Origin of the sequence: Fluviibacterium sp. S390, assembly GCF_049800695.1 — a bacterium.
GTDB lineage: Bacteria > Pseudomonadota > Alphaproteobacteria > Rhodobacterales > Rhodobacteraceae > Meridianimarinicoccus.
Window position 1 is genome coordinate 20,434 of the sequence record NZ_JBNAFN010000002.1, and the last position, 24,637, is coordinate 45,070.

The 24,637-nt window shown below is 62.9% G+C and carries 26 protein-coding genes and 2 tRNA genes; 18 read left to right on the forward strand and 10 right to left on the reverse strand.

The genetic code is table 11. The features are described from left to right. The first annotated feature begins 134 nt into the window (after window positions 1–134). The 7 genes from ACP15K_RS02095 to ACP15K_RS02125 all read left to right on the forward strand — a co-directional run bounded on the left by ACP15K_RS02095 (window position 135) and on the right by ACP15K_RS02125 (window position 6,000). A complete protein-coding gene (locus ACP15K_RS02095) occupies window positions 135–1,325 on the forward strand; it encodes an ABC transporter substrate-binding protein (protein WP_193142092.1) in 1,191 nt (396 codons plus the stop codon). Between the two features lie 78 nt (window positions 1,326–1,403). Beyond that, complete coding sequence (locus ACP15K_RS02100) at window positions 1,404–2,192, forward strand: ABC transporter ATP-binding protein (RefSeq protein ID WP_424989672.1); 789 nt, start codon at window positions 1,404–1,406, stop codon at window positions 2,190–2,192. Further along, window positions 2,189–2,899 carry an ABC transporter ATP-binding protein gene (locus ACP15K_RS02105; protein WP_193142097.1) on the forward strand — a complete coding sequence of 237 codons (711 nt, stop codon included), beginning with the start codon at window positions 2,189–2,191 and terminating at the stop codon, window positions 2,897–2,899. Before ACP15K_RS02100 ends, ACP15K_RS02105 begins: the two co-directional genes overlap by 4 nt. A gap of 5 nt (window positions 2,900–2,904) precedes the next feature. Next, the gene (locus ACP15K_RS02110; RefSeq protein ID WP_193142099.1) at window positions 2,905–3,315 is read left to right on the forward strand and encodes a hypothetical protein; all 411 of its coding nucleotides are present in this window, start codon (window positions 2,905–2,907) and stop codon (window positions 3,313–3,315) included. Then, window positions 3,312–3,689: a hypothetical protein gene (locus ACP15K_RS02115; RefSeq protein WP_193142101.1), complete on the forward strand. Its 378-nt coding sequence runs from the start codon at window positions 3,312–3,314 to the stop codon at window positions 3,687–3,689. The genes ACP15K_RS02110 and ACP15K_RS02115 overlap by 4 nt, the downstream gene beginning before the upstream one ends. Continuing rightward, the gene (locus ACP15K_RS02120) at window positions 3,686–4,699 is read left to right on the forward strand and encodes a branched-chain amino acid ABC transporter permease (protein WP_193142103.1); all 1,014 of its coding nucleotides are present in this window, start codon (window positions 3,686–3,688) and stop codon (window positions 4,697–4,699) included. Before ACP15K_RS02115 ends, ACP15K_RS02120 begins: the two co-directional genes overlap by 4 nt. After that, the gene (locus ACP15K_RS02125) at window positions 4,696–6,000 is read left to right on the forward strand and encodes a branched-chain amino acid ABC transporter permease (protein ID WP_424989673.1); all 1,305 of its coding nucleotides are present in this window, start codon (window positions 4,696–4,698) and stop codon (window positions 5,998–6,000) included. The genes ACP15K_RS02120 and ACP15K_RS02125 overlap by 4 nt, the downstream gene beginning before the upstream one ends. Before the next feature lie 66 nt (window positions 6,001–6,066). Here ACP15K_RS02125 and ACP15K_RS02130 read toward each other — a convergent pair whose 3' ends face one another. The 4 genes from ACP15K_RS02130 to ACP15K_RS02145 form a co-directional block, all read right to left on the reverse strand. After that, window positions 6,067–6,876: a hypothetical protein gene (locus tag ACP15K_RS02130; protein WP_424989674.1), complete on the reverse strand. Its 810-nt coding sequence runs from the start codon at window positions 6,874–6,876 to the stop codon at window positions 6,067–6,069. A 114-nt stretch (window positions 6,877–6,990) separates the two neighbouring features. Continuing rightward, complete coding sequence (locus tag ACP15K_RS02135; RefSeq protein ID WP_193142108.1) at window positions 6,991–7,422, reverse strand: hypothetical protein; 432 nt, start codon at window positions 7,420–7,422, stop codon at window positions 6,991–6,993. Window positions 7,423–7,813: 391 nt separating this feature from the next. After that, complete coding sequence (locus ACP15K_RS02140) at window positions 7,814–9,193, reverse strand: sensor histidine kinase (RefSeq protein WP_424989675.1); 1,380 nt, start codon at window positions 9,191–9,193, stop codon at window positions 7,814–7,816. Then, the gene (locus ACP15K_RS02145; RefSeq protein ID WP_424989676.1) at window positions 9,193–9,861 is read right to left on the reverse strand and encodes a response regulator transcription factor; all 669 of its coding nucleotides are present in this window, start codon (window positions 9,859–9,861) and stop codon (window positions 9,193–9,195) included. The genes ACP15K_RS02140 and ACP15K_RS02145 overlap by 1 nt, the downstream gene beginning before the upstream one ends. Before the next feature lie 138 nt (window positions 9,862–9,999). Between ACP15K_RS02145 and ACP15K_RS02150 the strand changes: the two genes are divergently transcribed. From ACP15K_RS02150 to ACP15K_RS02170, 5 genes are all read left to right on the forward strand, one after another. Further along, entirely contained in the window at window positions 10,000–11,088 is a 1,089-nt protein-coding gene (locus tag ACP15K_RS02150; protein WP_424989677.1) for a tricarboxylate transporter, read from the forward strand. Window positions 11,089–11,172: 84 nt separating this feature from the next. Beyond that, window positions 11,173–13,209 carry a tripartite tricarboxylate transporter permease gene (locus ACP15K_RS02155; protein ID WP_424989678.1) on the forward strand — a complete coding sequence of 679 codons (2,037 nt, stop codon included), beginning with the start codon at window positions 11,173–11,175 and terminating at the stop codon, window positions 13,207–13,209. A gap of 3 nt (window positions 13,210–13,212) precedes the next feature. Then, window positions 13,213–14,313 carry a 4-oxalomesaconate tautomerase gene (locus ACP15K_RS02160; RefSeq protein ID WP_193142116.1) on the forward strand — a complete coding sequence of 367 codons (1,101 nt, stop codon included), beginning with the start codon at window positions 13,213–13,215 and terminating at the stop codon, window positions 14,311–14,313. Then, window positions 14,310–14,618, forward strand: coding sequence for a hypothetical protein (locus ACP15K_RS02165; protein WP_193142118.1), 309 nt, complete (start codon window positions 14,310–14,312; stop codon window positions 14,616–14,618). Before ACP15K_RS02160 ends, ACP15K_RS02165 begins: the two co-directional genes overlap by 4 nt. 14 nt (window positions 14,619–14,632) lie before the next feature. After that, window positions 14,633–15,616, forward strand: a complete 984-nt coding sequence (locus ACP15K_RS02170; protein WP_424989679.1) for a D-2-hydroxyacid dehydrogenase family protein — start codon at window positions 14,633–14,635, stop codon at window positions 15,614–15,616. Here the strand turns inward: ACP15K_RS02170 and ACP15K_RS02175 are convergent. After that, the gene (locus ACP15K_RS02175; RefSeq protein WP_424989680.1) at window positions 15,604–16,524 is read right to left on the reverse strand and encodes a LysR family transcriptional regulator; all 921 of its coding nucleotides are present in this window, start codon (window positions 16,522–16,524) and stop codon (window positions 15,604–15,606) included. The two genes, ACP15K_RS02170 and ACP15K_RS02175, sit on opposite strands and share 13 nt — an antisense overlap. A 79-nt stretch (window positions 16,525–16,603) precedes the next feature. Here ACP15K_RS02175 and tcuA point away from each other — a divergent pair, with 79 nt between their 5' ends. The 3 genes from tcuA to ACP15K_RS02190 all read left to right on the forward strand — a co-directional run bounded on the left by tcuA (window position 16,604) and on the right by ACP15K_RS02190 (window position 20,190). Then, entirely contained in the window at window positions 16,604–17,989 is a 1,386-nt protein-coding gene (gene tcuA, locus ACP15K_RS02180; RefSeq protein WP_424989681.1) for an FAD-dependent tricarballylate dehydrogenase TcuA, read from the forward strand. Continuing rightward, on the forward strand, window positions 17,979–19,091 hold the full coding sequence (tcuB, locus tag ACP15K_RS02185; protein ID WP_193142130.1) for a tricarballylate utilization 4Fe-4S protein TcuB: 1,113 nt from the start codon (window positions 17,979–17,981) through the stop codon (window positions 19,089–19,091). The genes tcuA and tcuB overlap by 11 nt, the downstream gene beginning before the upstream one ends. A gap of 91 nt (window positions 19,092–19,182) precedes the next feature. Next, on the forward strand, window positions 19,183–20,190 hold the full coding sequence (locus ACP15K_RS02190; protein WP_424989682.1) for an AbrB family transcriptional regulator: 1,008 nt from the start codon (window positions 19,183–19,185) through the stop codon (window positions 20,188–20,190). A 255-nt stretch (window positions 20,191–20,445) separates the two neighbouring features. Here the strand turns inward: ACP15K_RS02190 and ACP15K_RS02195 are convergent. The 5 genes from ACP15K_RS02195 to pdxH all read right to left on the reverse strand — a co-directional run bounded on the left by ACP15K_RS02195 (window position 20,446) and on the right by pdxH (window position 22,466). Continuing rightward, window positions 20,446–20,529 (reverse strand) — tRNA-Leu (locus ACP15K_RS02195). An 84-nt stretch (window positions 20,530–20,613) separates the two neighbouring features. Beyond that, window positions 20,614–20,690: transfer RNA gene (locus ACP15K_RS02200), tRNA-Pro, on the reverse strand. Between the two features lie 46 nt (window positions 20,691–20,736). Beyond that, window positions 20,737–21,207, reverse strand: a complete 471-nt coding sequence (locus ACP15K_RS02205; protein ID WP_193142132.1) for a DUF192 domain-containing protein — start codon at window positions 21,205–21,207, stop codon at window positions 20,737–20,739. 5 nt (window positions 21,208–21,212) lie between these two features. Beyond that, a complete protein-coding gene (locus ACP15K_RS02210) occupies window positions 21,213–21,761 on the reverse strand; it encodes a cold-shock protein (RefSeq protein WP_193142133.1) in 549 nt (182 codons plus the stop codon). Between the two features lie 99 nt (window positions 21,762–21,860). Then, the gene (gene pdxH, locus ACP15K_RS02215) at window positions 21,861–22,466 is read right to left on the reverse strand and encodes a pyridoxamine 5'-phosphate oxidase (RefSeq protein WP_424989683.1); all 606 of its coding nucleotides are present in this window, start codon (window positions 22,464–22,466) and stop codon (window positions 21,861–21,863) included. A gap of 158 nt (window positions 22,467–22,624) precedes the next feature. On the opposite strand from pdxH, the gene fabI reads away from it, so the two are divergent. From fabI to gpt, 3 genes are read left to right on the forward strand one after another with little or no spacing between them, the layout of a single operon-like run. Beyond that, window positions 22,625–23,431, forward strand: coding sequence for an enoyl-ACP reductase FabI (fabI, locus tag ACP15K_RS02220; protein ID WP_193142135.1), 807 nt, complete (start codon window positions 22,625–22,627; stop codon window positions 23,429–23,431). Further along, window positions 23,428–24,042, forward strand: coding sequence for a LysE family translocator (locus ACP15K_RS02225; protein WP_424989684.1), 615 nt, complete (start codon window positions 23,428–23,430; stop codon window positions 24,040–24,042). The genes fabI and ACP15K_RS02225 overlap by 4 nt, the downstream gene beginning before the upstream one ends. Window positions 24,043–24,067: 25 nt before the next feature. Continuing rightward, window positions 24,068–24,571, forward strand: a complete 504-nt coding sequence (gene gpt / locus ACP15K_RS02230; protein WP_424989685.1) for a xanthine phosphoribosyltransferase — start codon at window positions 24,068–24,070, stop codon at window positions 24,569–24,571. The last annotated feature ends 66 nt before the right edge of the window (window positions 24,572–24,637 follow it).

Below are 24,637 nucleotides of genomic sequence, written 5' to 3' on the forward strand. Positions count from 1 at the left end.
CGGTGCATGACCGCAAACATTCCCGTGAGGACCCAACGGAAGCTTCCGTTGCGGAGACTTCCCATTTCCGCAAGGTCGGACTAGCGTCTGAGTCGTAGGCTTCACGTTCGAAGACTCCAACACGGGAGAAAAACATGAAAAAACTGCTGACGGCCACCGCCGTAACGGCATTGACTGCCGGGTCCGCTTTTGCAGCCGGCGAAGAAATCAAGATCGGTGTTCTTCTGGGCTTCTCGGGTCCGCTGGAATCGCTTGCCGGGCCGATGGCCGGTGGCGCGGAACTGGCGATTGCCGAAGTGAGCGAGAGCGGCATGCTGATGGATGGCGCCAAGGTCACGCCGGTGCGCGGCGATTCCACCTGCGTGGACGCGGCTGCGGCCACGGCGGCTGGCGAACGGCTGATCACCTCGGATGGGGTGGCTGCGATCATGGGCGCGATGTGTTCGGGCGCGACCGGCGCAGTGCTCAGCAACGTGGCCATGCCCAATGGCACGGTGATGATCTCGCCCTCCGCGTCTTCGCCCGGCCTGAGTGCCGCAGAGGACAACGGATTGTTCTTCCGCACCGCGCCCTCCGATGCCCGCCAGGGTGTGGTGATGGCCGACATCATCACTGAACGCGGCATTTCGGAAGTCGCCGTGACCTATACCAACAACGACTATGGCAAGGGGCTGGCCGACAGCTTTGCCCAGGCCTTTGAAGCCGCAGGCGGCACCGTGACCATCGTCGCACCGCATGACGACGGCAAGCCGGACTATTCGGCCGAGGTTGCCACGCTGGCCTCCGCCGGCGGTGAAGCGCTGGTCGTGGCCGGCTATGTGGACGAGGGCGGATCGGGCATGATCCAGGCCTCGCTCGACACCGGTGCCTTTGACCTCTTCGTGCTGCCCGACGGCATGGTCAGCGACAAGCTGGAAGAGAACTTCGGCGATGCCATCGAAGGATCCTTCGGCCAGGCGCCGGGATCGAACTCGGACGGCGGCGCGCTTTACGAAGAGATGGCGACAGCCGCCGGTGTCGACGGTGCCTCGGTTTATTCCAAGGAAGCCTATGATGCGGCGGCCTTGATCTTGTTGTCCATGCAGGCCGCGGGCTCGACCGCGGGCGCGGACTTCAAGTCCAAGATCATGGAAGTTGCCAACGCTCCGGGCGAGCCGATCCTGCCGGGTGAACTGGCCAAGGGTCTGGAAATCCTGAAGAATGGCGGCGACATCGACTATGTCGGCGCCTCTGCCGTGGAACTGATCGAACCGGGCGAAGCCGCTGGCGTCTACCGTGAAATCGAGATCAAGGACGGCAAGGTCACGGAGGTCGGCTTCCGCTGAGGGAAATTTGGCATGGCGTCCGACGCGACGCCATGCCATACGCCGCCCCCAAAGAGCTAGAACCAACAAGGGCGCGCCATGATAGCAGTCGAAAATCTGCACAGGCATTTCGGAGGGTTTCGGGCCGTTGACGGCGCGTCCCTGCGTATCCAGGACAAGTCGATCACCGGATTGATCGGGCCAAACGGCGCCGGTAAATCCACGCTTTTCAATGTGATCGCCGGTGTTCTTCCACCGACGTCGGGCCGTGTGACCATGGCGGGCGAGGATATCACCGGCCTGCCGCCGCACGAATTGTTTCACAAGGGGGTGCTGCGCACCTTCCAGATCGCGCATGAGTTCAGTTCGATGACCGTGCGTGAAAACCTGATGGTGGTGCCCGGCGCCCAAGCCGGTGAGACCCTTTGGAACGCCTGGTTCCGGCGCGCCGCAATCGCGCAGGAAGAAGCCACGCTGCGCAAGCAGGCCGACGAGGTGCTGGAGTTCCTGACCATCGACCATCTGGCCGAGGAAAAGGCCGGCAACCTGTCGGGCGGGCAGAAAAAGCTGCTGGAGCTGGGCCGCACCATGATGGTGGATGCGCGCATCGTCTTTCTGGACGAAGTTGGCGCCGGGGTGAACCGCACCCTGCTGAACACCATCGGCGACGCCATCATTCGCCTGAACAAGGAACGCGGCTATACCTTCTGCGTGATCGAGCACGACATGGACTTCATCGGCCGCCTTTGCGACCCGGTGATCTGCATGGCCGAGGGCAAGGTGCTGGCCGAGGGGACGCTGGATGAGATCAAGGCCAACGAACAGGTTATCGAGGCCTATCTGGGCACCGGCCTGAAGAACAAGGTTCAGGCGGAGGCCAGCACATGAGCACACCTTTCCTGAATGCCGACAGCATGACCGGCGGCTATGGGGCCGCCGATATTCTGCATGGGTGCACGTTGTCCGTGGACAAGGGCCAGATCGCGGTGATCGTCGGGCCCAACGGCGCGGGCAAGTCGACTGCCATGAAGGCCGTGTTCGGGATGCTGAACCTGCGCGAGGGCAAGGTAACCCTTGGTGGACAGGATATCACCCATCTCAGCCCGCAGCAGCGGGTGCATCTAGGCATGGGGTTCGTGCCGCAGACCCACAACATCTTCACGTCGATGACGGTGCAGGAAAACCTGGAAATGGGGGCGTTCATCCGCACCGATGATTTCCGCGGCACCATGGACCAGGTGTTCGAACTGTTTCCGATCCTGCACGAAAAACGCAATCAGGCCGCCGGGGAATTGTCCGGCGGGCAGCGTCAGCAGGTGGCGGTCGGTCGCGCGCTGATGACCAAACCCACCGTACTGATGCTGGACGAACCCACGGCCGGGGTCAGCCCGATCGTGATGGATGAATTGTTCGACCGGATCATCGAAGTGGCGCGCACCGGCATTTCGATCCTGATGGTCGAACAGAACGCGCGCCAGGCGCTGGAGATTGCCGACAAGGGCTATGTTCTGGTGCAGGGGCGCAACCGCTACACCGATACCGGGGCCGCCTTGCTGGCTGACCCGGATGTCCGCAAGAGCTTTCTGGGCGGATGACCGGCATGGGAGTTGTCATTGCAGCAGGCGCGCTTGCGGGCACGCCATCGGTGTCGGGGGCGGAGTTTCCGCCTGTCGGCACCCGCATGACCTGCACCTTCACCGAGGCCTGCATCGACCGCCGCCCTTGTTTCGACAGCCGGGCGCAGGTTGCGATTCAGGTGGTGGACGACGCGCTGGCCCTGCTGGATCTGGGCGAAGGTCAGCTGCGGCCGGCCCGCATCCTGCGCGAAGGTGTCTGGACCAGCTATCAAACCGAACCGGATCGCGACCACGGGTTGCGCACCCAGATCCTGGACATGGCCGAAGACGGGCGTGCATCGCTGGTCGTCTCCAGCCCCGGCGAGGCCGTGGGTATGCTGAGCCGCACCGGCACCTGCATCCGCCTGCCCGCGTCAGAGGAGACCACCCCATGACAGTCTTTCCTTTCCGCCCTGCCCTTGTCGCTGCAAGCCTTGCCCTGGCTCCCGGTCTGGCCGCCGCACAAAGCGTCGAGGTCGAATGTGTCTTTACCCTGGAGTGCTATGAGGCCGAGGCCTGCAACGAGGCCAACTTCAACCTGCGCGTCGGCAAGGGCGACAGCCCAACCGAAGCCGTGGTGCGCACGCCGGCGGAAACCTTTTCGGGCAATGTCGAGGGGCATGACAGCACCTCGCTGGTCTGGACCACCCGGACCGCCACCACCGCCCAGATCCTCAGTTGGGGCGCAGACGGCAGCGCCCGCTATACCCTGCATCTGACAGACGGCCCGGCCGTGGTCTCTTATCACGGGCATTGCGAGGCAAAATGACCGACTTCCTCAACGCCTTTATCGTTCTGGCCAACTTCGTGCTGGTGCCGGGCATCGCCTATGGCAGCCAGCTGGCGCTTGGAGCGCTTGGCGTGACGCTGATCTTCGCGATACTGCGGTTCACCAATATCGCCCATGGTGACACCATGGCTTTCGGGGCGATGATCACCATCTTCGTGACCTGGGCGCTCCAGGCTGCCGGGGTGTCGATCGATCCGCTGCCGACGGCCTTGCTGGCCCTGCCCGTGGGCATTGCCGCCACCGCCGTGCTGGTGCTTGCCACCGATCGGTTTGTTTACCAGTTCTACCGCAAGCAAAAGGTGGAACCGGTGATGCTGCTGATCGTATCGGTCGGCGTGATGTTCGTGATGAACGGGCTGGTGCGCTTCATCATCGGCCCCGACGATCAGCGTTTCACCGATGGCGAACGCTTCATCATCTCGTCCCGCACCTTCAAGGAAATGACCGGCCTGGCCGAAGGGCTGGCGATCAAGACCACGCAGGGCATCACCGTGGTCACGGCGATCCTGACCGTGGCGGCGCTGTTCTGGTTCCTGAACCGCACCCGCATGGGCAAATCCATGCGCGCCTATTCCGACAATGAGGATCTGGCGCTGCTGTCCGGCATCAACCCCGAACGGGTGGTGGCGGTAACCTGGGTGATCGTGGCGGCGCTGGCGACCATCGCGGGCGTGCTTTACGGCCTTGATAAAAGCTTCAAGCCCTTCACCTATTTCCACCTGCTGCTGCCGGTCTTCGCCGCGGCCATCGTCGGTGGTCTGGGCAATCCGCTGGGCGCGATCGCCGGCGGCTTCGTCATCGCCTTTTCCGAGGTGACGCTGACCTATGCCTTCAAGCGGGTGATCGGATACCTGGTGCCGGAAGGGATGGAGCCCTCGGGTCTCGTCCAGCTTCTGGCCACCGATTACAAATTCGCGGTCAGCTTCGCGATCCTTGTGATCGTGCTGTTGTTCAAGCCCACGGGGCTGTTTGCGGGGAAAAACACATGAGCCAGACAATGCGTGGCACGCTCCTGTTCCTGCTGGTGGCAGGCCTCATCCTGGCCACCGGGTTTTTGCAAAGCTGGAACTCGGCCCTTCTGATCCTGAACATGGGGCTGATTTCGGCGATCATGGCGCTGGGGGTGAACCTGCAATGGGGGTTCGCCGGTCTCTTCAACGTCGGCATCATGGGCTTTGTTGCCCTGGGCGGTCTGGCCGTGGTGCTGACCTCGATGCCACCTGTGAGTGCTGCCTGGGCGGCGGGCGGGGCGCGGATGCTGCTGGCGCTGGCCGTGGGCGCGGGGGCCATCGTCGCGGCCATCTTCGCTTGGAAGACCGTCACGCCCGGCCGCAAGCGGGCGCTGGTCATGACGGCGGTTCTGGTCGTTGGCTACATCGTGTACCGGCAGTTGTTCGATCCGGCCCGCGCCGCGATCGAGGCAGTGAACCCGACCCTTGAAGGTTACCTTGGCGGCGCCGGTCTGCCGGTGGTGTTCTCCTGGCCCGTGGGCATGGCGCTGGCGGCCGGGGCGGCCTGGCTGATCGGCAAGACGGCGCTGGGGCTGCGCTCTGACTATCTCGCCATTGCCACGCTGGGGATCTCGGAAATCATCATCGCTGTGATGAAGAACGAGGACTGGCTGAGCCGCGGCGTCAAGAACGTCAATGGCCTGCCCCGCCCGATGCCCTATGAAGTCGATCTGCAAAACGATCCCGGCTTTGTCGAGGCCGCCACGGGCTATGGTCTGGATCCGGTGACCGCCTCGACCCTGTACGTCAAGGCGGGCTACAGCCTGTATTTCACCGTCGTCCTGATCCTGCTGCTGGTGCTGGCGCAATTGGCCCTGCGGTCGCCCTGGGGCCGGATGATGCGCGCCATCCGCGACAACGAGGTGGCGGCGGCGGCCATGGGCAAGAACATCAAGAAGCGGCACCTGCAGATCTTCGTTCTGGGTTCGGCGGTTTGCGGTCTGGCGGGGGCGATGATGACCACGCTGGACGGCCAGTTGACCCCGGCCACCTATCAGCCGCTGCGCTATACCTTCCTGATCTGGGTGATGGTGATCATCGGCGGCTCGGGCAACAATTTCGGCGCAGTTCTGGGCGGGTTCCTTGTCTGGTTCCTGTGGGTGCAGGTCGAGCCGCTGGGACAGGTGTTCCTGCAGGTGGTCACCAGCCCGCTGACCGATGGCAGCCCGCTGAAAGAGCATCTGCTTGATGGCGCGGCCTACATGCGGCTTCTGACCATGGGGCTGCTGCTGCTGGTGGTGCTGCGGTTCAGCCCGCGCGGGTTGCTGCCGGAACGCTGAGCCTGCCCCGGCCATCTGCAGGCCTGCCTTTGCCTTTGCCTTGCCGGGCGGTGGGGTGCTGGGACGCTATTTGGTCACGCGCCCGGTGCCCAGCAACGCCCGGTCAAGGCATTGCGCGTAGACCCATGCCGTCTCCTCGACCCCCAGCCGGTTGCAGAGGCGCTTTGATGACGCGTTATCGGCGCGTACCCCGGTGATGAACCCGCGCGCGCCCTCGACTTCCCACATGTGGCATAGGGCCATCGCCCCCAGCAGCAAGGCGATCTTCTGGCCGCGCCGGTCTGGCCGTGTGGCCAACATCCCCCAGAACACGTCCCCCGCGTGCAGCGCGTCGGGATGATGCAGGCCGAAAGCCGAAGCCGTGGCCACCGGCGCGCCCGTCGGGTCCAGTGCGGCCAGCGTCAAGCCGCGCCGTGCTACCCCGCGCATCACGCTGCCCGGAACCGGCATGAGACCGCAGTCTTGGCAAAGTGCCGCGACATCCGCCACCACCTTCGTGTCGCTTGCCCGGTCCAGCCGGCACAGGCTCAGATCGGCAGGCATCTCGTGCTTGGCCAGTACGGCACGGCTGGCCGCATAGGCCCTCTTGCCACCGCGGAAATGCTCGTGACGGTCGGTGCCGAAACCCAGGGCTTGCACCTGGGAAAACAACGCATCGCACTCCGTCTTGGGTAAGTAGTAGCACACCCCGGCGCCCTGCAACCGTGCCAGGCTGATCAGCAATTCGGCCGTGTCCGCGACAGGCTTACTTAACGCCACCAGTCGGCCATAGCTTGCAAAGCGGGGATCCGATGACAACAGACGCCAAAGATCGGCACTGCGCCGCATCAAACCGACCTGCGCGGGGGTGCCGAAGTATTCCTCTTCATAGACCATGCGTCATCCCCTCCCCGTCGCGCCGTGGTCCCAGACTAGGCCAAAGCCGCGCCAAAACGAAAGGGCCGGCATTGTGTGAAATGCCGGCCCCTCCGCAAACCCATTTCGTGTTGATCAGAGCTTTTTCACGGTCCGTTCCCAACGTCCGTAAACATAGAACAGGAACGCCAGGGCACTGGAGCCTGCCATCAGGTACAGTCCGGTAAATCCGGCCAGACCCATGAGCGTGGGCCGGGTAAACAGGCTCCACCACACGGTCAGGAAGGTCATGCAGGCAAAGCCCGTGAACAGCAGCAGCACCGACCAGCGATTGCGGCGATAGAGCAGCCAGGCACCGGCAAGGCCGCTCCAGACCGTGACGGCCCAAAGCACGCTCAGCCACAGGGGCAAATCGCGAACGAATTGCAGCAACTCGGCGCTGTAGAAGTTGAGATAAGCCGCGATCCCAAGCTTGACCGCGACATAGTCGAGGACGGCAAGACCATAGAAAATCAGGGCCGCGATGGCGACAGGCCAATGGTGCCAGGGGGCTTTGCTGTTGGTCATAGAACACTCCACGAAGACTTGCGCGAGGTTCCCCCGCACAGGCGTCAAAGTCCAGCCCTTTGCCCGCGTCATGGCGCCTCTTGTGCGCCCGTTTCTGTCTCAATGGTGAGATGGACCTGTCCGCGACGCATTGCAATTCGATACCGTCAACCGTCGGCCCCAGGGGGAAGTGGTACATGGACAACAGATTGCACGTCTTGGTGGTGCAGGTCCGTTTCCAGACCCGCCAGTCTGCAACTTCAAGAAGATTGTCCCGGACCGTACTGGCCAGCCAGACAGAAGGCCGCCCCCCGATCCGCGACACCGCTTGCCAAGCAACACCGACATTGGCGGCATGATGGAACCGGCAGCCGATGCGCGAGACCGCGCTTTGTCTTGAATTCAACCGAAGTCATCCCGGTGCTTGGGCATTGGCAATCGGCAGCGCGAACGTCAGGCTAGCGCCGGTCTGCGACGGATTGATGCCCAGCGTTCCACCGTGGCGAACAGCAATAGACAATGCGATTGCCAGTCCCAAGCCGCTGCCGTTCGAAGGCTCGATCTGCGAAAAGCGGTCAAAGACGGATTGTGCCGCTTCCGGCGACAGGCCACGACCATCGTCCTCAACCTTGACGGTTGCCAATGCGCCTTCACGCCCTGTCTGGACGGCAATCCGGGAAAGGCTGACCCCGCCGTGTTTCTGGGCGTTGTCGATCAGGTTCTTCAATGCTTCCGACACAAAGAACCGGTCGGCACAAACCGGAAGCGGCGTGCCGGCCGGTTTCAATTCGAACTCGAGACCCGAACCGAGAATCGCCGGCGCCAGATCCGCGCAGGTCTGTTCAACAAGGGCGCCGAGGTCGAAATTTTCCAAGGCATCTTCCCCATCGCCGTTCTGCAACCGGTCCAGCGAGAGGAGCTGTTCGGTCACCCGCGCCGCGGAATGCGCAGCAAGCACAAGCTCATCCAGCCGTTGCCGCCGCTCGTCATCACTCATCGCATCGCGGGCGGCCTCGGCCATCGACTGCACTGCGGCGGTCGGGTTTCGCAACTGATGCGCTGCATTGGAAATGAAGACCTGGTGTTCCGAGATGTTTGCCTCGACCTTCTGAAACAATCGGTTCAGCGTCTCCACGATTCCACGGGTTTCGTCAGGAACAGCGCGCTTGATCGTGCTGAGATCGTTTGGAGAGCGGGCGGCAATGGCATCCTCAAGATCGACCAGAGGCCGCAACCCGACCCTGACCCCGAACCAGACCACAAGCGCAAGCGTCGCCAGAAGCGCGACAATCAGCGCAACGGCCCGCAGTGCCAGTTGGTAGGCAAAAGCATTGCGATCGGCAATGCGCTGCCAGACCGTCACTGTGGCATCACCTTCAAGATTGCCTATTGTCTGGCGCTCGCTCAGACGAAGGACGCGAACGGGCTCGCCGCGATAGGTCGCCGCAAAGAAGACCGGGCGATAGTTGTTCCCGTCCACGGACCCGCCGGTTGGCGGATAGGCGTACCCCGCGACGTAGATTCCGTCCGGGCCAGTGGCGTGATAGAAGACCTCTCCGCCCGAAACATCCGTGATCAGATCCCGGGTCGAGGGCAGCAACGCGTCGCCCTGGGAGATCGCTACATCGCGGGAAATCGCAAGGCCGGTCGACAGCAGCGTCCGGTCGAACAGTTCCGAGGCAGTGTCATGGGCTACCGTGTAGCGCCAAAACACCAGCAGCACGGCCATGAGCACGAGCGGCGTCAGGATCAGCGCAAAAAGCCGTTGCCGCAAGGAGAGCGTGCCGCGCATCAGCCTTCAACGTCAAGCATGTAGCCCAACCCGCGCGCGGTCTTGATGGACACGCCGTGCCCGGCCAGCCGACGGCGCAGGCGGGAAACATGCGGTTCGATTGCCCGGTCGTCCACGTCGGCGCCAACCCCGTAGACATGGTCTGTCAAATGCGCCTTCGAAACCAGACGGCCACGGCGCTCCAGCAGGCATTCGAATGTCGCCAGTTCCCGGCGCGGGATCTCCAGGACCTCGCTATCTGCCATCACTTGCCGGGCCGTGCGGTCAAACTCCAACCCGCCAATGCTTTCACGGGCGCCATAGTCCAGGTTCCGGCGTCGCGACAGGGCGCGGATCCGGGCCTCCAGTTCGTCCATTTCGAACGGTTTCACCAGGTAGTCGTCAGCGCCCAGGTCAAGCCCGGCCACCCGGTCGGAGGTTTCGGTGCGGGCGGTCAGCAGGATCACCGGAACCCCTTCGCCCCGCGCGCGCAGGCCCCTGAGAACCTCCAGCCCACTCCGGCCCGGCAAATTGATGTCAAGCACGACAAGGTCGGCCCCTTGTTGTGCCAGAAATGTGTCTGCGTCGTTTCCATTGTGGATCACGTCCGCGGAATGGCCGCGGTCGCGCAGCCGGTAGGCGATGGCATTCGCCAACGCCTCGTTGTCTTCCACGATCACGATACGCATTTTCCCTCCCACAAGCTTCGCGCAAGCTTGGCCCCTCATTTTGACCCCATTGAAGCGGGAATCAAATCCCGAATCTCTAATGAGCCCGGTGGTGAGAGGAACACCACCGCGGTTGACTGGTCACATCGGAGGACACCAATGACCCAATTTGCTTTCACTCGCCGCGTCGTTCTTGGAATGGTTGCAGCCGCTGCACTCTCCGCTCCGGCTGCCGCCGAAGTGGACTTTTCCGGCAAGACCATCGAATGGGTCATCCCCTTCTCGGAAACCGGCGGATCGGCCAAATGGGCGAATTTCTTCGGCCCGCTCCTCTCCGAGGCGCTGCCGGGCAACCCGACCGTTGTGGTGAAATTCATGCCCGGCGCAGGGTCCACCAAGGGCGCCAACTGGTTTCAGAACGAAAAGCACAAGGACGGAACGCTGCTCTTTGGCACGTCCGGTTCAACCCAGTTTCCCTACCTGCTGAACGATCCGCGCGTGCGTTATGAATACAAGGACTGGATCCCGGTCATGGCCTCGGGCACGGGCGGCGTGGCCTACCTGAATCCGGAAGATGGCGCCAATTTCGATGGATCCGCAAACGCCCTGAAGGACACCAACTTCATCTTCGGATCGCAGGGGGCGACACGCCTGGATATCGTGCCGCTGCTGGCCTGGAAGATGCTTGGCATGAACGTCGAACCTGTGTTCGGCATCAAGGGGCGCGGCGACGGCCGGCTGATGTTCGAACGTGGCGAAGCCAACATCGACTACCAGACCTCGTCAAGCTATATCGGCGGATCGATGGCGATGGTCAACGATGGCAAGGCCGTCCCGATGATGACCTGGGGCGCGCTGGATGCAGATGGCAATATCGTCCGCGACCCGACTTTCCCGGACATCGCCACTTTCAAGGAAGTCTGTGAGGCGACCGACGGATGCGAAACGTCCGGCGAGACATGGGACGCCTGGAAGGCCTTCTTCATCTCGGGCTTCCCCGTCCAGAAGCTTGCCTTCCTGCCCGGTGACACGCCGCAGGATGTCGTTGACACGTACACCGCCGCCTTCAACGAGGTCATCGCGCGCGCCGACTTCGCCGAAATCTCGGCCAAGCGGGTCGGCGAATACCCCGTCTTCGTGGGCCCTGATGCACAAAAGGCGTTGGAAACCGCGATTTCGGTATCCGACGATGCGAAGGCCTACATCGTCAACTGGCTCGCCGAAGACTACGGCGTGACGCTCAAGTAAGACCCTCTGCTGCGCGACGCCGGCCGGACCTGTCCGACCGGCGTCGGCTTCCCCATTTCCATTCCACATACAGAAAGCGGCTCCATGGAGATTTTCGCGAACGCCCTACCTGCGCTCGGTGAAGCGTGGGGGCTCATCCTGCAACCCATGGTCCTGGGCTATCTTGTGCTTGGTGTCGTCATGGGCCTTGCGGTTGGCGTATTCCCCGGTCTTGGTGGCATTGCCGGGCTCTCGCTGCTGCTGCCTTTCATGTTCGGCATGGACCCCATCCTGGGGCTGGCGCTGATGATTGGAATGGTGGCCGTTGTTCCCACCTCCGACACCTTTGCCTCGGTGCTCATGGGAATCCCGGGCTCTTCAGCCTCACAAGCCACGGTGCTTGACGGATTCCCGATGGCCAAGAACGGCCAGGCCGCCCGTGCGCTGTCGGCCGCTTTCGCATCCTCGCTGTTCGGTGGCCTCGTCGGGGCGGCGTTCCTGACGGTCTTCATTCTGGTTGCGCGGCCCATCGTGCTTGAGTTCGGTCTGCCGGAAATGCTGATGGTCACCATCCTTGGCCTGTCCATGGTCGCGGTGCTTGCAGGGCGTTTCGCGCTCAAGGGGCTTGCGGCCGCAGGGCTTGGCCTGATGATCGGCACAATCGGCGAGGCTGACGCCGGTGGCAGCCTGCGCATGGCAAGCTACGACATTCCGTATCTGACGGACGGCCTGAAGCTTGTGATCGTCGGCCTGGGCATCTTTGCCATCCCCGAAATCGTTTCCTTGCTGCGTCAGGACCGTTCCATCGCCAAGGGTGCGGAACTGGGCGGGGGCTGGCTGGACGGTGTGCGCGACTGGTTCGCCAACATCTGGCTCTCGGTCCGCTGTTCCATCATCGGTGTCGTCGTCGGCATCATCCCCGGTCTCGGAGGGTCCGTGGTCGACTGGATCGCCTATGGCCACTCCGTCCAGACCACGAAAGACAAATCCAATTTCGGCAAGGGCGAAGTGCGCGGCGTGATCGGGCCGGAAAGCTCGAACAACGCCAAGGAAGGCGGCGGTCTTGTTCCGACGCTGCTTTTCGGCATTCCCGGATCCGGGTCCATGGCGATCTTCATTGGCGCCGTCGCCCTGCTTGGATCGGGCGAGATCGAGGTTGGTCCGGCGATGCTCAAGGACAACCTTGACATCACCTATTCCATCGTCTGGCTGCTGGCTCTGGCAAATGTGGTGGGGACGATCCTCTGCATCGCGCTTTCGGGTGGGATCGCCCGGATGACGACAATCCGCTTCACCTACCTCGCGCCGTTCCTGTTCATGCTGATCAGCTTCGCGGCATTCCAGTCCGGTCAGAATTTCGAGGATTTGCTCGCCCTGTTCGTCATTGGTCTGATCGGGATTTTCCTGCGCCGGTTCGACTGGTCGCGCCCGGCCTTCCTGATCGGCTTCGTGCTGTCGAACCCGGTGGAACAGTTTACCAACCAGGCGTTCCAGATCGCATCCTTCCGGTTCCGTAAAAGCTTTGAAGAGGGCATCGACTATATCTTCAGCCCGATCGTGATCATCCTGATCATCATCACCGTGGTGTCGGTCGTTCTGGGCCTGCGTCAGGCGAAAAACATCATGGCGGAAGGCGATGTTCAGTCTGGAACCAAGCGAGCTCCGATGGTCTTCCTTCTGATCATTGCAGGCTACCTGCTGGTGGCGTTGATCAACGCCAACATGATCCCGGACTACAACATGACCGACAAGATCATCCCGATGGTCATCGGATCCTTCGCGCTGGGTTGCTGCCTGATCCTGTTGGTCCAGATGATCCGCCGCCCGGAAAGAGACGCCATCTTTGCGGATAAGGAAGTGGCCGGAGAAGATGCGGACGCACCCTATGGCCTGTGGTCCACGCTGGCCTGGTTTGGTTCGCTGATCGTCGGCACCTTCTTCGTTGGCTTCATCATCGCGCTGCTTGGGTTCCTGATCACCTTTTTGCGGGTCCGCGCGGGTGCCGGTTGGGGCAAGACCCTGATCCTGACCGCCTGTGGCATTGCCTTCATGTGCCTGATGGCCGGCGTCCTGAACCGCGATTTCCCGCCGGGGCTGTTGCAGCACTATGTCCCGCTTCCCTGGCCGCTGGGAGGGGAGTGACCCATGACCCAGACAGGTATACCCTATATCTTCATGCGTGGTGGCACGTCCCGTGGACCCTACTTCCGCCGCGAGGATCTTCCCGAAGATCGCGAGATGCTCGCAAAGGTGCTGATTGCTGCGGTCGGTTCGGGTCATGCGCTCAACATCGACGGAATCGGGGGCGGTGCGGCGGTGACCACCAAGGTCGCCATGCTGTCGCAATCCAAGGATGACTGGGCCGATATCGACTATTTCTTTGCTCAGGTGTCGGTCGAGGATCAGATGGTCGATTTCAAACCCACCTGCGGCAATATCCTCTCGGGGGTAGGTCCGGCCGCCATCGAGATGGGACTTGTCGATCCGGCCGAGGACGTGACCGAGATCCGCATTCGCGCAACCAACACGGGCGCGCGCGTGGTGGCAAGGGTGCGCACGCCGGGTGGGCGCCTCTCCTATGAAGGCGATACCGAGATTGCGGGCGTGCCCGGTGTCTCCTCCCCTGTGCAACTGACCTTCATGGGCGTCGTCGGCTCGGCGACCGGGGCCTTTCTGCCGACCGGAAACCTGCGCGACGCATTTGACGGTCTCACGGTGACTTGCATGGATGTCGCCATGCCCGTGGTCCTGGCCCGTGCGGCCGATTTCGGGCTGACGGGATACGAGAGCGCCGAGGAGCTTGACGAAAACCGCGCGTTCTTTGACCGGATGGAGGCAATCCGGCGGAAGGCCGGCTCTGCGATGGGCATGGGCGACGTGTCGCAATCCGTCACGCCGAAATTCGCCATTCTGGCCCCGGCCCGTAAAGGCGGCACCATTGCAGCCCGGTATTTCATGCCCTGGAAGACCCACCCGACCATGGCGGTGACCGGGGCGCAATGTATCGCCTCAAGCGCGCTGACGCCCGGTACCGTGGCTGACGGGATGCTGGACCGCCCCACCGACGGCCCTGCAGATGTGGTCATCGAACATCCTTCCGGCACGATCGAGGTACTGGTCGATTTTTCAAGCGACGGCGGGTTCACCCTGAACGCGGCCGGTCTTGTCCGGACCGCCCGCAAGCTGGCCGACGGCCAGGTCTATGTTCCCCGCGCGGTCTGGGCGGGACCGGAGGTTGACGCATGAACACCCGGAATATCCTCTTTGCCTTCAATGGCTTGTCCAGTGCCGAGACCGCGTTGCGCTATTCCGCTCACACTACCAGGGCCAAAGGCGCGCATATGACCGCCCTTGTCGCCCATTCCGGCCATGAAACAGACGACAGCCATGCCGCCTGGATGCCGGCAAAAGCGTGCGAGATCATTGCGGCGGCCAAGGCCGAGATCATTGACGACATTCGTGGGAAGTTCGATGTGCTGTCTGGCGACCTCGGGCTGGACGATCGGCTGCACTATACCGATGTCACCGGCGCGCTTTCGTCGCTGCATTGAAGGGCAAGGGATCGATGAAAGTTCATATTCTCGACGATTGGTTCGATACGCTGCGGGCCCTGCCCTGTTTCCGCAAACTGGATGGCCATGATGTCACCGTCTGGACAGATCATGTCGAGGATATCGACACCTTGGCTTCAAGGCTGTCCGGGGCCGAGGCTTTGGTGCTGTTTCGCGAGCGTACCAAGATCACCCGCGCGCTGTTGGAGCGCCTGCCCCATCTGCGGCTGATCAGCCAGCGCAGCGTCTACCCGCACGTGGATGTCCCGGCCTGCACCGACAACAACGTGCTGCTCTGTTCCAACATGCATGCGGGCACACCCTCTTATGCAGCTGCTGAGTTGACCTGGGCCTTGATCCTGGCGGCGATGCGTCAAATCCCGGCACAGGTGGCTTCGGTCAAGGCCGGGACATGGCAGATGGGCGTGGGGAAGACGCTGCGCGGGCGGCGGATCGGGCTCTATGGTTACGGTCGTATCGCGCGGGCGGTGGCAGGATATGCGCGGGCCTTCGGGATGGATGTTGTCTGGTGGTCTTCGGACGCGGGGCGTGCCAGGGCGCGCGCCGATGGCGAGATGATTGCAGACAGCCGCGAGGCCTTTTTTGGGTCCTGCGACGTGGTCTCGGTGCATGTCCGGCTGAAGCCCGAAACACGGGGGATCCTCACGGCTGCGGATTTCGCGGCAATGCGTTCCGATGCGGTCTTCGTCAACAGCTCGCGCGCCGGGCTGATCGCACCGGGTGCGCTGAAGGCGGCGCTCGACAAGGGGCGCCCGGGCACGGCTGCGATCGATGTGTTCGACAGCGAACCGCTGACCGATCCCAAGGATCCGCTCCTTGCCCATCCCCGCCTGATTGCGACGCCGCATATCGGCTTTGTGACCGAGGACGAATTCGATCTGCAGTTTGCCGACATCTTCGACCAGATCAACGCCTATGCTGAAAAAACGCCGATCCACATGGTCAACCCCGAGGTCTGGGATGCTCAGCGCGGCTGATCCAGACCCTCGGCAATTCGCACCGCATGTCGGAATGCAACCACGGCCGGCCTGTCGGCCTGCCCGATGCGGGTCAGCAGCCCGACCGGCCGTACGATCCCCGGCGCCGGCAAATGACGAATGACGATGCGATCCACGTATCCTTCGGTCATGGCCGATTGCGGAAGGATGCCGATCCCGCTCCCGGCCGAGACCAGTTCCAGCATCGTGCTGGTGCGCTGGACCTCATAGGTCCAGAAGTGGCCCAACCGTGCCCGTGCCATGGCGTCGTCAATGAGCATCCGGTTGCCGGTACCCCGCGCCGGCACGATCAGCGACTGGTGCGCAAGATCCTTCCAGCCGATCTTTTCGGCTTCCCCCAGGATGTGTCCCGCCGGAAGGGCCAGCACCATCGGTTCGTCGAACAGCGGCTCGAAGGCGGAACCCGGCTCTCCGACCGGAACCGAGCAGATCCCGAAATCCGCGTCCCCCTGCGCAACCGCCTGGGCGACTTCGGTGGCGGCCATGTCGAGAAACCGGATCCGGGCGGCATTCCCCGCGTCCCGAAAACAGCGCAGTGCTTTGGGCAACAATCTCTCAACGACCGTGGGAATGATGGCGACGGTCACGACCGCATTGCGCTGGTATTCCAGCACCACGCTTTCATCGCGCAACGCCAGCGTGGTCTCGCGCGCGTCGTCGAGGATGGCTTGCGCCCGCGCCTTCAGCCGCTTGGCCGCCAGCGTCGGTTTGACCGCCCGGGTTGTCCTTTCGAACAACTCGGACCCGAGCGCTGTCTCAAGCTTCTGGATCCGTCGCGTGATGGCCGACTGGGACAGGCCAAGGTCGGTGCTCGCGGTATGGAAAGAGCCGCTCTCCAGAACCGCGAGAAAAGCCTCCAGATCGCCAAAATCGAAATTGATGTGCATAACGCAATAATCAACCGAAAACCGTCATTGGTCAAATTAAAACGCGCCTGCTAGGCAGATCGCAGCAAGGGAAAAGACCATGACCAGCCAATATGACATCGCGGTGATCGGCGGCGGCAACGCAGCGCTTTGCGCCGCCATGACAGCGGCAGAGGCCGGCGCGCGGGTGCTGATCCTTGAAACCGCGCCCAAGGCCTACCGGGGCGGCAACTCGCGCCACACGCGCAACTTCCGCTGCATGCATTCCGGACCCCTCGGGCCCTTGGTGGAGGACTACAGCGAGGAAGAGTATTTCGCCGATCTGCTCAAGGTGACCGGGGGCAAGACCGATGAACACCTCGCGCGCCTCGCCATCCAAACGTCCCAGGAATGCCTTCCATGGATGGAGGCGCACGGAGTGCGGTTCCAGCCGTCGCTTTCCGGCACGCTGTCCCTGGCGCGCACCAATGCCTTCTTCATGGGCGGCGGAAAAGGCCTTGTGAATGCCTACTACCGCACCGCGGAAGGCCTCGGCGTCGACGTGATCTACGAGGCCCATGTCACCCATCTGGAACTTAAAGGGGACCGGGTCACACGCGTCGAATACACCCATGACGGGCAGGATCACCGGATCGAGCCCAAGGCGGTGATCGTGGCATCTGGCGGGTTCCAGGCTGACACCGATTGGCTCACCCGGGCATGGGGCAAACCGGCCAAAAATTTCCTGATCCGCGGGACGCCCTACAACCGGGGCGTCGTATTGGCAGACCTGCTGGCCCAGGGGGTAAGCCAGGTCGGTGATCCGACCCAGTGCCACGCCGTCGCCATCGACGGCCGGGCGCCGAAATTCGACGGCGGCATCGTCACCCGGATTGACTGCGTGCCCTTCTCCATCGTCGTCAACAAGCACGCCGAACGGTTCTATGACGAGGGCGAGGATGTCTGGCCGAAGCGCTATGCGATCTGGGGTCGGTTGGTCGCCAATCAGCCCGACCAGGTGGGATATGTGATCATCGACGCGAAGTCGCTGGAACTCTTCATGCCTTCGGTGTTTCCGCCGCTCAAGGCGGACACGCTGGAAGACCTGGCCGTCCAGATGGGCCTGCCGCCGGACAAGCTGCGTGCGACGGTCGAGGACTTCAACAGCGCCTGCGGCGATACCTCGTCTTTCCATCCGACGGAGTTGGACGGCGTGGCGACGCACGGCATTGCGCCGCCGAAAACCAACTGGGCCCGTCCGATCACCGAGCCACCCTTCTATGGTTATTCGCTGCGGACCGGCGTGACCTTCACCTATCTCGGGCTGAAGGTCGACGAAAATGCCCAGTGCTCTACTGCCAATGGCCCGATCCGAAATCTTTGGGCGGCTGGAGAGACAATGGCCGGTTCGATCCTGGGCCAAGGCTATCTTGCAGGATTCGGCATGACCATCGGAACCGTCTTCGGACGCATCGCAGGACGGGAAGCTTCGAACCATGTCGCTTGATCTTATTCAGGAAGCCCGCCGCCAGGCGGAAATCTGCAACGCGTGTCGCTATTGCGAGGGCTATTGCTCGGTTTTCCCGGCGTTGCATCAGGAGCGTTTCTTTTCCGACGGGAACCTTACCCAGCTCGCCAATCTCTGCCACAATTGCCGCGGCTGCTATTACGCCTGCCAATACACCGCGCCGCACGAATTTGACCTGAACCTCCCCAAGGCCCTGGCCGAGGTCCGTCGGGAAAGCTGGGAAAACCATGCCTGGCCCGCCCCGGTCGCGCGCGTGTTCCAGGCCAACGGCACATTGATTGCCGCCGCTTGCGTTCTTGGCTTTGCGCTGCTGTTCCTGGCGATGCGGGCGATCGGCTCGGCCGGGGGCGACGGCTTCTACGCCGCGCTCTCGCACAATGCGATGGTGGCCATCTTTGCCCCGGCCTTCCTGTTTCCGCTGGTTAGCCTTGTCCTGAGCCTGCGCCGCTACTGGAACACGGTCGGCGGCGAACCTGTCCGCCTGTCGCATGTGACCGCTGCAGTCGGCATGGTCGCAAAGATGAAAGACCTTGCCGCTGGACATGGCGACGGCTGCAATTTCGAGGAAGAGGACCGTTTCTCTCAGTCTCGACGCTATGCCCACCAGTTGGTGATGTACGGATTCCTGCTCTGTTTCGCGGCCACGAGTGCGGGCACTGCCCTGCACTATGTCTTCGACCTGCCTGCACCCTACGGCATCTTTTCACTGCCGAAGCTCCTTGGGATTCCCGGTGGCCTGATGCTGGCCTGGGGCACCGCCTGGATGGCAAGGCTCAAGCTTGCGGCCGACCGCGATGTAGGGGACCCATCCGCATGGGGTGGAGAGATGGGTTTCGTCCTGCTGCTGTTCGTGGTCGCGGTCAGCGGGCTTGCGCTCTACGTCCTGGGCGGTACCGGAATGATGCCACTCCTGCTTGCCCTTCACCTTGGTGCTGTGCTGACCTTCTTCCTGCTGACGCCTTTTACCAAGATGGCCCACGGCTTCTATCGCCTCGCCGCTCTGGTCCGGGATGCACAGCGGGTGCAGGCGCGTGGCGCAACTGCCCCGACGCGGGCCCAGCAGGCCAGCGCGCGGTCATGACGAGGGTGGAACCGGATCGCGGCCGAGTGGTGCGTGCTGCAACGTGCGGCGGTCCAAGTTGAAGGTTGGGGGGGCGCGCCTTCGCCCGCTGGTGGCGACGCTCGCGATTGCGGGCCTGGGCGTCACTGTCTTTTCCCTGGCCGGCCTGCCGCTGCCCTTCCTGCTTGGTCCGATGTTCGCGTGCCTTGGCTTCGCCCTGCTCGGCGCCCGGTTGCAGGGGCCCGGTGTCATCGGCACCATGTTCCGGACAGTGCTGGGGGTCGCCGCCGGATCGGCGATTTCACCCGATGTCGTGTCTCAGGTTCCGGACATGTTGCGGTCGCTTGCGCTGGTTCCGTTCTTCGTCGGAATCATCGCGCTGACCGCCTACCCATTGCTGCATTCCGTCTTCGGCTACGACCGGGTGACGAGCTACTACGGCGCCATGCCCGGCGGCTTTCAGGATATGGTGGTCTACGGTGAAGAGGCCGGGGCCAACATGCGGGTGCTTTCACTTATTCACGCGACGCGGGTTCTGCTGCTGGTAAGTCTTGCGCCGTTTGCGCTCAGCCAGATCTGGGGCGTGGACCTGTCCGCCCTCCCCGGCGTGCCGGCCAGTGACATCCCGGCCCGGGAAATTGCCTTGATGGTCGCTGCGGGACTTGGTGGTTGGCTGATCGCAAAACGCCTCGGCATCTTCGGTGCCTCGATCATCGGCCCGCTTGTTGTTACGGCGTGCCTGTCTCTTCTGGGGCTCATCACGCATCGCCCGCCAGCCGAGATGGTCTGGGCGGCGCAGTTCTTCATCGGGCTTGGTGTGGGCGCGCGCTATGCGGGTGTGTCGCTACTGGAACTGCGCCATACGCTCCTTGCCGCTGTCACAAACGGTTTGCTTCTGGCCGCCGTCAGCGGCGTCTTCATCGCTGGCGTCGCAATACTTGGCATCGCCCCGGGACTGGATGCCTTTCTGGCATTCCTGCCGGGCGGCCAGGGCGAAATGGTCGTGCTGTCAATCATCGCCGGTGCCGACCTGACCTATGTCGTCCTCCACCATGTCTTCCGCCTCGTGCTTGTGATCACCTGCGCGCCGGTCGCGATCAAGCTGTTTCGGCAACCATAGAACCCTCTGGCCCGATCCTTCGGCGTCTCTTCCACGATCCACAGCGGCGCCCCGCAAGGGCCTGCATCACCGGCAAAGCGTGGTGCCGCGATGCAGCATCCGACTCGGCGTGCGGACCCCCGAAATTTCGAACAATGCGCGCCAATAGTCGATCAAACCGAAGATTGCGAGCTTTCGAGAAATCCCACGACACAAGGAATGTAGGCGTCTGGAGGCGATAACTTCAAAGGATTTGCCAATAGGGAAAGATACCTTTGGTACCCGAGGCCGGACTCGAACCGGCACGCCTTGCGGCGGGGGATTTTGAATCCCCTGCGTCTACCATTCCGCCACTCGGGCCCGGACCGCGTAAGGGGTGCGGTCTGTGCCTCCCCGGTCTGGCAGGTTCAAGCGCGATGCTCAACCGGCCAGGGCCGTGGAAAATGGTCGGGACGGCAAGATTCGAACTTGCGACCTACGGTACCCAAAACCGTCGCGCTACCAGGCTGCGCTACGCCCCGACACCGGCAGTGCTTATCGCCGGTTGTCAGAAATGAAAAGACCAAATCACGGGCAAGGCCAGGCCGCCGTGGCAGGATCGAAGGCGGGATGGCGCATCTCGGTTCCGGGGGCCAGCCCAAGGACGCCGCTCAGACCGCCGTTGATTTCAAGCACGGCAAAAATGTCGTCGCCGCCGGGAATACCGGTTTCATCCAGCGGGATGGCGTTTTGGTGGATGCGGCGTACCCGGCCATCGTCCCCCACAAAGATCATGTCCAGCGGGATCAGGGTGTTGCGCATCCAGAAAGACACTCGCTGGGGGTGTTCATAGACAAACAGCATCCCGGCCGACCGCGGCAGGGATTCGCGATGCATCAGCCCTGTTGCGCGTTCCTGACGGTCGTCGGCAACCTCGACGGAAAAGCTGGCTTGCCCCCAGGGTCCGCGCAGGTCGACCCGGTCCGGCGCGCAGCCCGGATCGGCCAGAGCCGGGGCCGCAGCAACACTGGCCAGAAGCAGGCCAAGCAGCAGGCGCATCGGCTTCATTCCTCGCCGGGTTGCAGGGCGAATTCCCACGAAGTGACCAGAACCGCCATCAGCCCCCGCCGGCCTTCGACCACGCGCACGCAAACCGCCTCGCCCGGTTGCAGATCGGCCAGACCGGATCGGCGCAGAACCTCGATATGAATGAAAATGTCGCCGGCCTTGCCGAAGGCATTGGCAAAGCCGAATCCCTTGGACTTGTCGAACCATTTCACGCGCGCCGGTTCCAGTGGTCCGGCCTCGGCATCGTCGAATTCCTCGGCATGGAAGGTGCCATGCGCCTCGATCTCGGTGGTCAGCGGCGGATCGATCCGCAGAACCTCCACCGCCTGCCGCCCGCGCGGCGTTTCATGCACGGCGATTTCGACCACGGCCCCGTCGGCAACAGAGCTTTGCCCGAAGTTCCGCAGCACATTTGCATGCAACAGGATGTCGGCCCCACCCGCATCCGCGACGACAAAACCAAACCCCTTGGCCGGGTCAAACCACTTGACCTGGCCAATCAGGATTTCGGTTTCGTCTTCGGAACTCATATCACTAAATGGCATACTGTTCTTTTTCTATCAGATTGGGCCAGGCTATTGTTTTTAGTCTATAAAGCTGCGTCGTCCAATAACCTATCCCGGTACGTGTTCAAGGTGAACAGTCTAGGGGCTTAACCGATTGACCGTCCAACTGCTTCCCTCCTTCTCGCGCCGCCATTGAAAGCGGTTGTGCAATCTGAACTCTCCATCGGCCCAGAACTCGATCTCGACAGGGGTGATCCTGTAGCCGCCCCAATGGGGCGGACGTTCGGGATGTGGGCCAAGCTTCAACCCCAGACGCGCCACGTCGGCCATCAGGCTGGCCCGACTTTTCAGCGGCTGCGACTGTTGCGACGCCCAGGCGCCGATCCGGCTTTGCAGCGCGCGCGAGGCGAAATAGGCATCCGACTGTTCCGGCGACACCTGTTCCACCGGTCCCCGAACGCGGATCTGCCGCTTCAGCGTCTTCCAGTGAATGACAAAGGCCGCCTTGCCCGTCGCCGCAATCTCCTGGCCCTTGGCGCTGTGATAATTGGTGTAGAAGACAAAGCCGTTGTCTTCGATCCCGCGCATCAGCACCACCCGGACGTTGGGCAGGCCCTCGGCATCGACCGTCGCCAAGGCCGCGGCATCGGGATCGGCGACCTCGTGCTTGCGGGCCTCATCCAGCCACTGACGCGAAATCGCGAACGGATCCTCACCGGAAAAAATGCCGGACCTTTCACTCATCGGCTGCCCCCCCCACGGAACATACACGAAACCTTTCGCCGAAACTTCGACGATACTAGCACACTTGCCTAGGCAATACCTTGCCGCTTCACAGCCTTGAAGCCCCGCCTTTGATCGCCTAAACGACCTTAACCTCTATCGTGCGCGGAGAATAAAGAATGTCAACTAAACTCATGCAAGGAAAGCGTGGCCTGATCATGGGTCTGGCCAATGACAAATCGATTGCATGGGGTATCGCCAAGACCTGTGCCGAGCACGGGGCGGAGCTGGCGTTCTCCTATCAGGGCGGTCCGCTGAAGAAACGGGTCGAGCCGCTGGCGGCTGAGCTTGGCTCGGATCTGGTGCTGGAATGCGACGTGGCCGACCCGGCCTCGCTGGATGCGCTGTTCGCGACGCTGGAAGAGAAATGGGGCAAGCTGGACTTCGTGGTCCACGCCATCGGCTTTTCGGACAAGAGCGAGCTTCGGGGCCGCTATGTCGACACCAGCCCGCAGAACTTCCAGACCACGATGGATATCTCGGTCTACTCCTTCACCGCCGTGTGCCAGCGGGCTGAAAAGCTGATGACCGATGGCGGATCCTGCCTGACCATGACCTATTACGGCGCCGAAAAGGTCATGCCGCATTACAACGTCATGGGCGTGGCCAAGGCGGCGCTTGAAGCCTCGGTGCGCTACCTGGCCGAGGATCTGGGCAAGGACGGCATTCGCGTCAACGCGATCTCGGCCGGCACCATCAAGACCCTTGCTGCCAGCGGGATCGGCGATTTCCGCTACATCATGAAGTGGAACGAATACAACGCGCCGCTGCGCCGGACCGTGACCCAGGAGGAGGTCGGGAAATCGGCGCTGTACCTGCTGTCCGACCTGGGCTCGGCCACCACTGGCGAGGTGCTTCATGTAGACGCGGGCTATCACGTGGTCGGCATGAAGGCCGTTGACGCGCCGGATATCACCAAGGGATGACGCTGGTCGCCTTCCTGACCGTTGCCACGCTGCATTTGCTGGCGGCCATCAGTCCGGGGCCGGCCTTCGTGATGTGCCTGCGGGTCTCGGTCGCCGAAGGGTTCCGCCCGGCGGTGGCCCTGTCGCTGGGCATGGGTCTGGGCGCGACCCTCTGGGCCTTCGCGGCACTGGCCGGACTGGCGGTGCTGTTCGAGGTTCTGCCCATGGCCCTGACCGTCCTGCGCTTTGCCGGGGCGGCCTTCCTGATCTGGCTGGCGGTGATGATGTGGACCCACGCCCGCACGCCCCTGCCGCAGGCCACGCGCGACGTTCCGGTGCGCGGAAGTGCCTCGGCCTTCCGGCTGGGGATCATGACGCAACTGGCCAATCCCAAGCCCGCCGTCTTCTTCGGCGCGGTTTTTGTCGGGCTGGTGCCGGGGGATACCGCGCTGTGGGTCAAGGCCCTGCTGTTGGCGGTGGTCTTCCTGAACGAGGCGCTGTGGTACATCGCGGTGTCGCGCCTGATGTCTGGGCGCCCGGCCCAGACGATTTATCGCAAGGCCAAGGCCCATCTGGACCGCCTGTTCGGCGGACTGATGGCGGCGCTGGCCGTGAAACTCGCAGCCGGGTAGGAACCCCGGACAAGGGAGGTCGAAGATGACGGATCGTCTGCCACATGAGAAAGGGTTCCACATCAGCTGGGACCAGATCCACCGCGACAGCCGGGCTTTGGCCTGGCGGCTGGACAAGCGCGGCCCCGGCCCGGACGGCGGCTGGAAGGCCATCGTGGCGATCACCCGCGGCGGCATGGCCCCGGCGATGATCATCGCGCGGGAACTGGATATCCGCACCGTGGATACGATTTCGATCAAGAGCTACGACAACCAGACCCAAAGCGACACGCAGGTGCTGAACACCCCCGATGCCGACCTGATGGGCGACGGCACCGGTATTCTGGTCATCGATGACCTGGTGGACAGCGGCAAGACGCTGGAGGTCGTGCGCGCCATGTACCCCAAGGCGCATTTCGCTACCGTCTATGCCAAACCCAAGGGCGAGCCGATGGTGGACACCTTCATCACCGGGGTCAGCCAGGACACCTGGATCTTCTTTCCGTGGGACATGGCCCTGCAATATGTCGAGCCGTATCGCGGCACCTGACGCCGCCCCCACCCGCGCGGGATTGCACGGCGCCGCGACTTGGTTGCTGGCCCCCCAGAAAGGGCC

Excerpts from the sequence above, each read along its gene's own strand:
- ACP15K_RS02095 (WP_193142092.1), top strand. The coding sequence starts at position 135 with ATGAAAAAACTGCTGACGGCCACCGCCGTAACGGCATTGACTGCCGGG.
- ACP15K_RS02100 (WP_424989672.1), top strand. The coding sequence starts at position 1,404 with ATGATAGCAGTCGAAAATCTGCACAGGCATTTCGGAGGGTTTCGGGCC.
- ACP15K_RS02105 (WP_193142097.1), top strand. The coding sequence starts at position 2,189 with ATGAGCACACCTTTCCTGAATGCCGACAGCATGACCGGCGGCTATGGG.
- ACP15K_RS02110 (WP_193142099.1), top strand. The coding sequence starts at position 2,905 with ATGGGAGTTGTCATTGCAGCAGGCGCGCTTGCGGGCACGCCATCGGTG.
- ACP15K_RS02115 (WP_193142101.1), top strand. The coding sequence starts at position 3,312 with ATGACAGTCTTTCCTTTCCGCCCTGCCCTTGTCGCTGCAAGCCTTGCC.
- ACP15K_RS02120 (WP_193142103.1), top strand. The coding sequence starts at position 3,686 with ATGACCGACTTCCTCAACGCCTTTATCGTTCTGGCCAACTTCGTGCTG.
- ACP15K_RS02125 (WP_424989673.1), top strand. The coding sequence starts at position 4,696 with ATGAGCCAGACAATGCGTGGCACGCTCCTGTTCCTGCTGGTGGCAGGC.
- ACP15K_RS02130 (WP_424989674.1), bottom strand. The coding sequence starts at position 6,876 with ATGGTCTATGAAGAGGAATACTTCGGCACCCCCGCGCAGGTCGGTTTG.
- ACP15K_RS02135 (WP_193142108.1), bottom strand. The coding sequence starts at position 7,422 with ATGACCAACAGCAAAGCCCCCTGGCACCATTGGCCTGTCGCCATCGCG.
- ACP15K_RS02140 (WP_424989675.1), bottom strand. The coding sequence starts at position 9,193 with ATGCGCGGCACGCTCTCCTTGCGGCAACGGCTTTTTGCGCTGATCCTG.
- ACP15K_RS02145 (WP_424989676.1), bottom strand. The coding sequence starts at position 9,861 with ATGCGTATCGTGATCGTGGAAGACAACGAGGCGTTGGCGAATGCCATC.
- ACP15K_RS02150 (WP_424989677.1), top strand. The coding sequence starts at position 10,000 with ATGACCCAATTTGCTTTCACTCGCCGCGTCGTTCTTGGAATGGTTGCA.
- ACP15K_RS02155 (WP_424989678.1), top strand. The coding sequence starts at position 11,173 with ATGGAGATTTTCGCGAACGCCCTACCTGCGCTCGGTGAAGCGTGGGGG.
- ACP15K_RS02160 (WP_193142116.1), top strand. The coding sequence starts at position 13,213 with ATGACCCAGACAGGTATACCCTATATCTTCATGCGTGGTGGCACGTCC.
- ACP15K_RS02165 (WP_193142118.1), top strand. The coding sequence starts at position 14,310 with ATGAACACCCGGAATATCCTCTTTGCCTTCAATGGCTTGTCCAGTGCC.
- ACP15K_RS02170 (WP_424989679.1), top strand. The coding sequence starts at position 14,633 with ATGAAAGTTCATATTCTCGACGATTGGTTCGATACGCTGCGGGCCCTG.
- ACP15K_RS02175 (WP_424989680.1), bottom strand. The coding sequence starts at position 16,524 with ATGCACATCAATTTCGATTTTGGCGATCTGGAGGCTTTTCTCGCGGTT.
- tcuA (WP_424989681.1), top strand. The coding sequence starts at position 16,604 with ATGACCAGCCAATATGACATCGCGGTGATCGGCGGCGGCAACGCAGCG.
- tcuB (WP_193142130.1), top strand. The coding sequence starts at position 17,979 with ATGTCGCTTGATCTTATTCAGGAAGCCCGCCGCCAGGCGGAAATCTGC.
- ACP15K_RS02205 (WP_193142132.1), bottom strand. The coding sequence starts at position 21,207 with ATGCGCCTGCTGCTTGGCCTGCTTCTGGCCAGTGTTGCTGCGGCCCCG.
- ACP15K_RS02210 (WP_193142133.1), bottom strand. The coding sequence starts at position 21,761 with ATGCCATTTAGTGATATGAGTTCCGAAGACGAAACCGAAATCCTGATT.
- pdxH (WP_424989683.1), bottom strand. The coding sequence starts at position 22,466 with ATGAGTGAAAGGTCCGGCATTTTTTCCGGTGAGGATCCGTTCGCGATT.
- fabI (WP_193142135.1), top strand. The coding sequence starts at position 22,625 with ATGTCAACTAAACTCATGCAAGGAAAGCGTGGCCTGATCATGGGTCTG.
- ACP15K_RS02225 (WP_424989684.1), top strand. The coding sequence starts at position 23,428 with ATGACGCTGGTCGCCTTCCTGACCGTTGCCACGCTGCATTTGCTGGCG.
- gpt (WP_424989685.1), top strand. The coding sequence starts at position 24,068 with ATGACGGATCGTCTGCCACATGAGAAAGGGTTCCACATCAGCTGGGAC.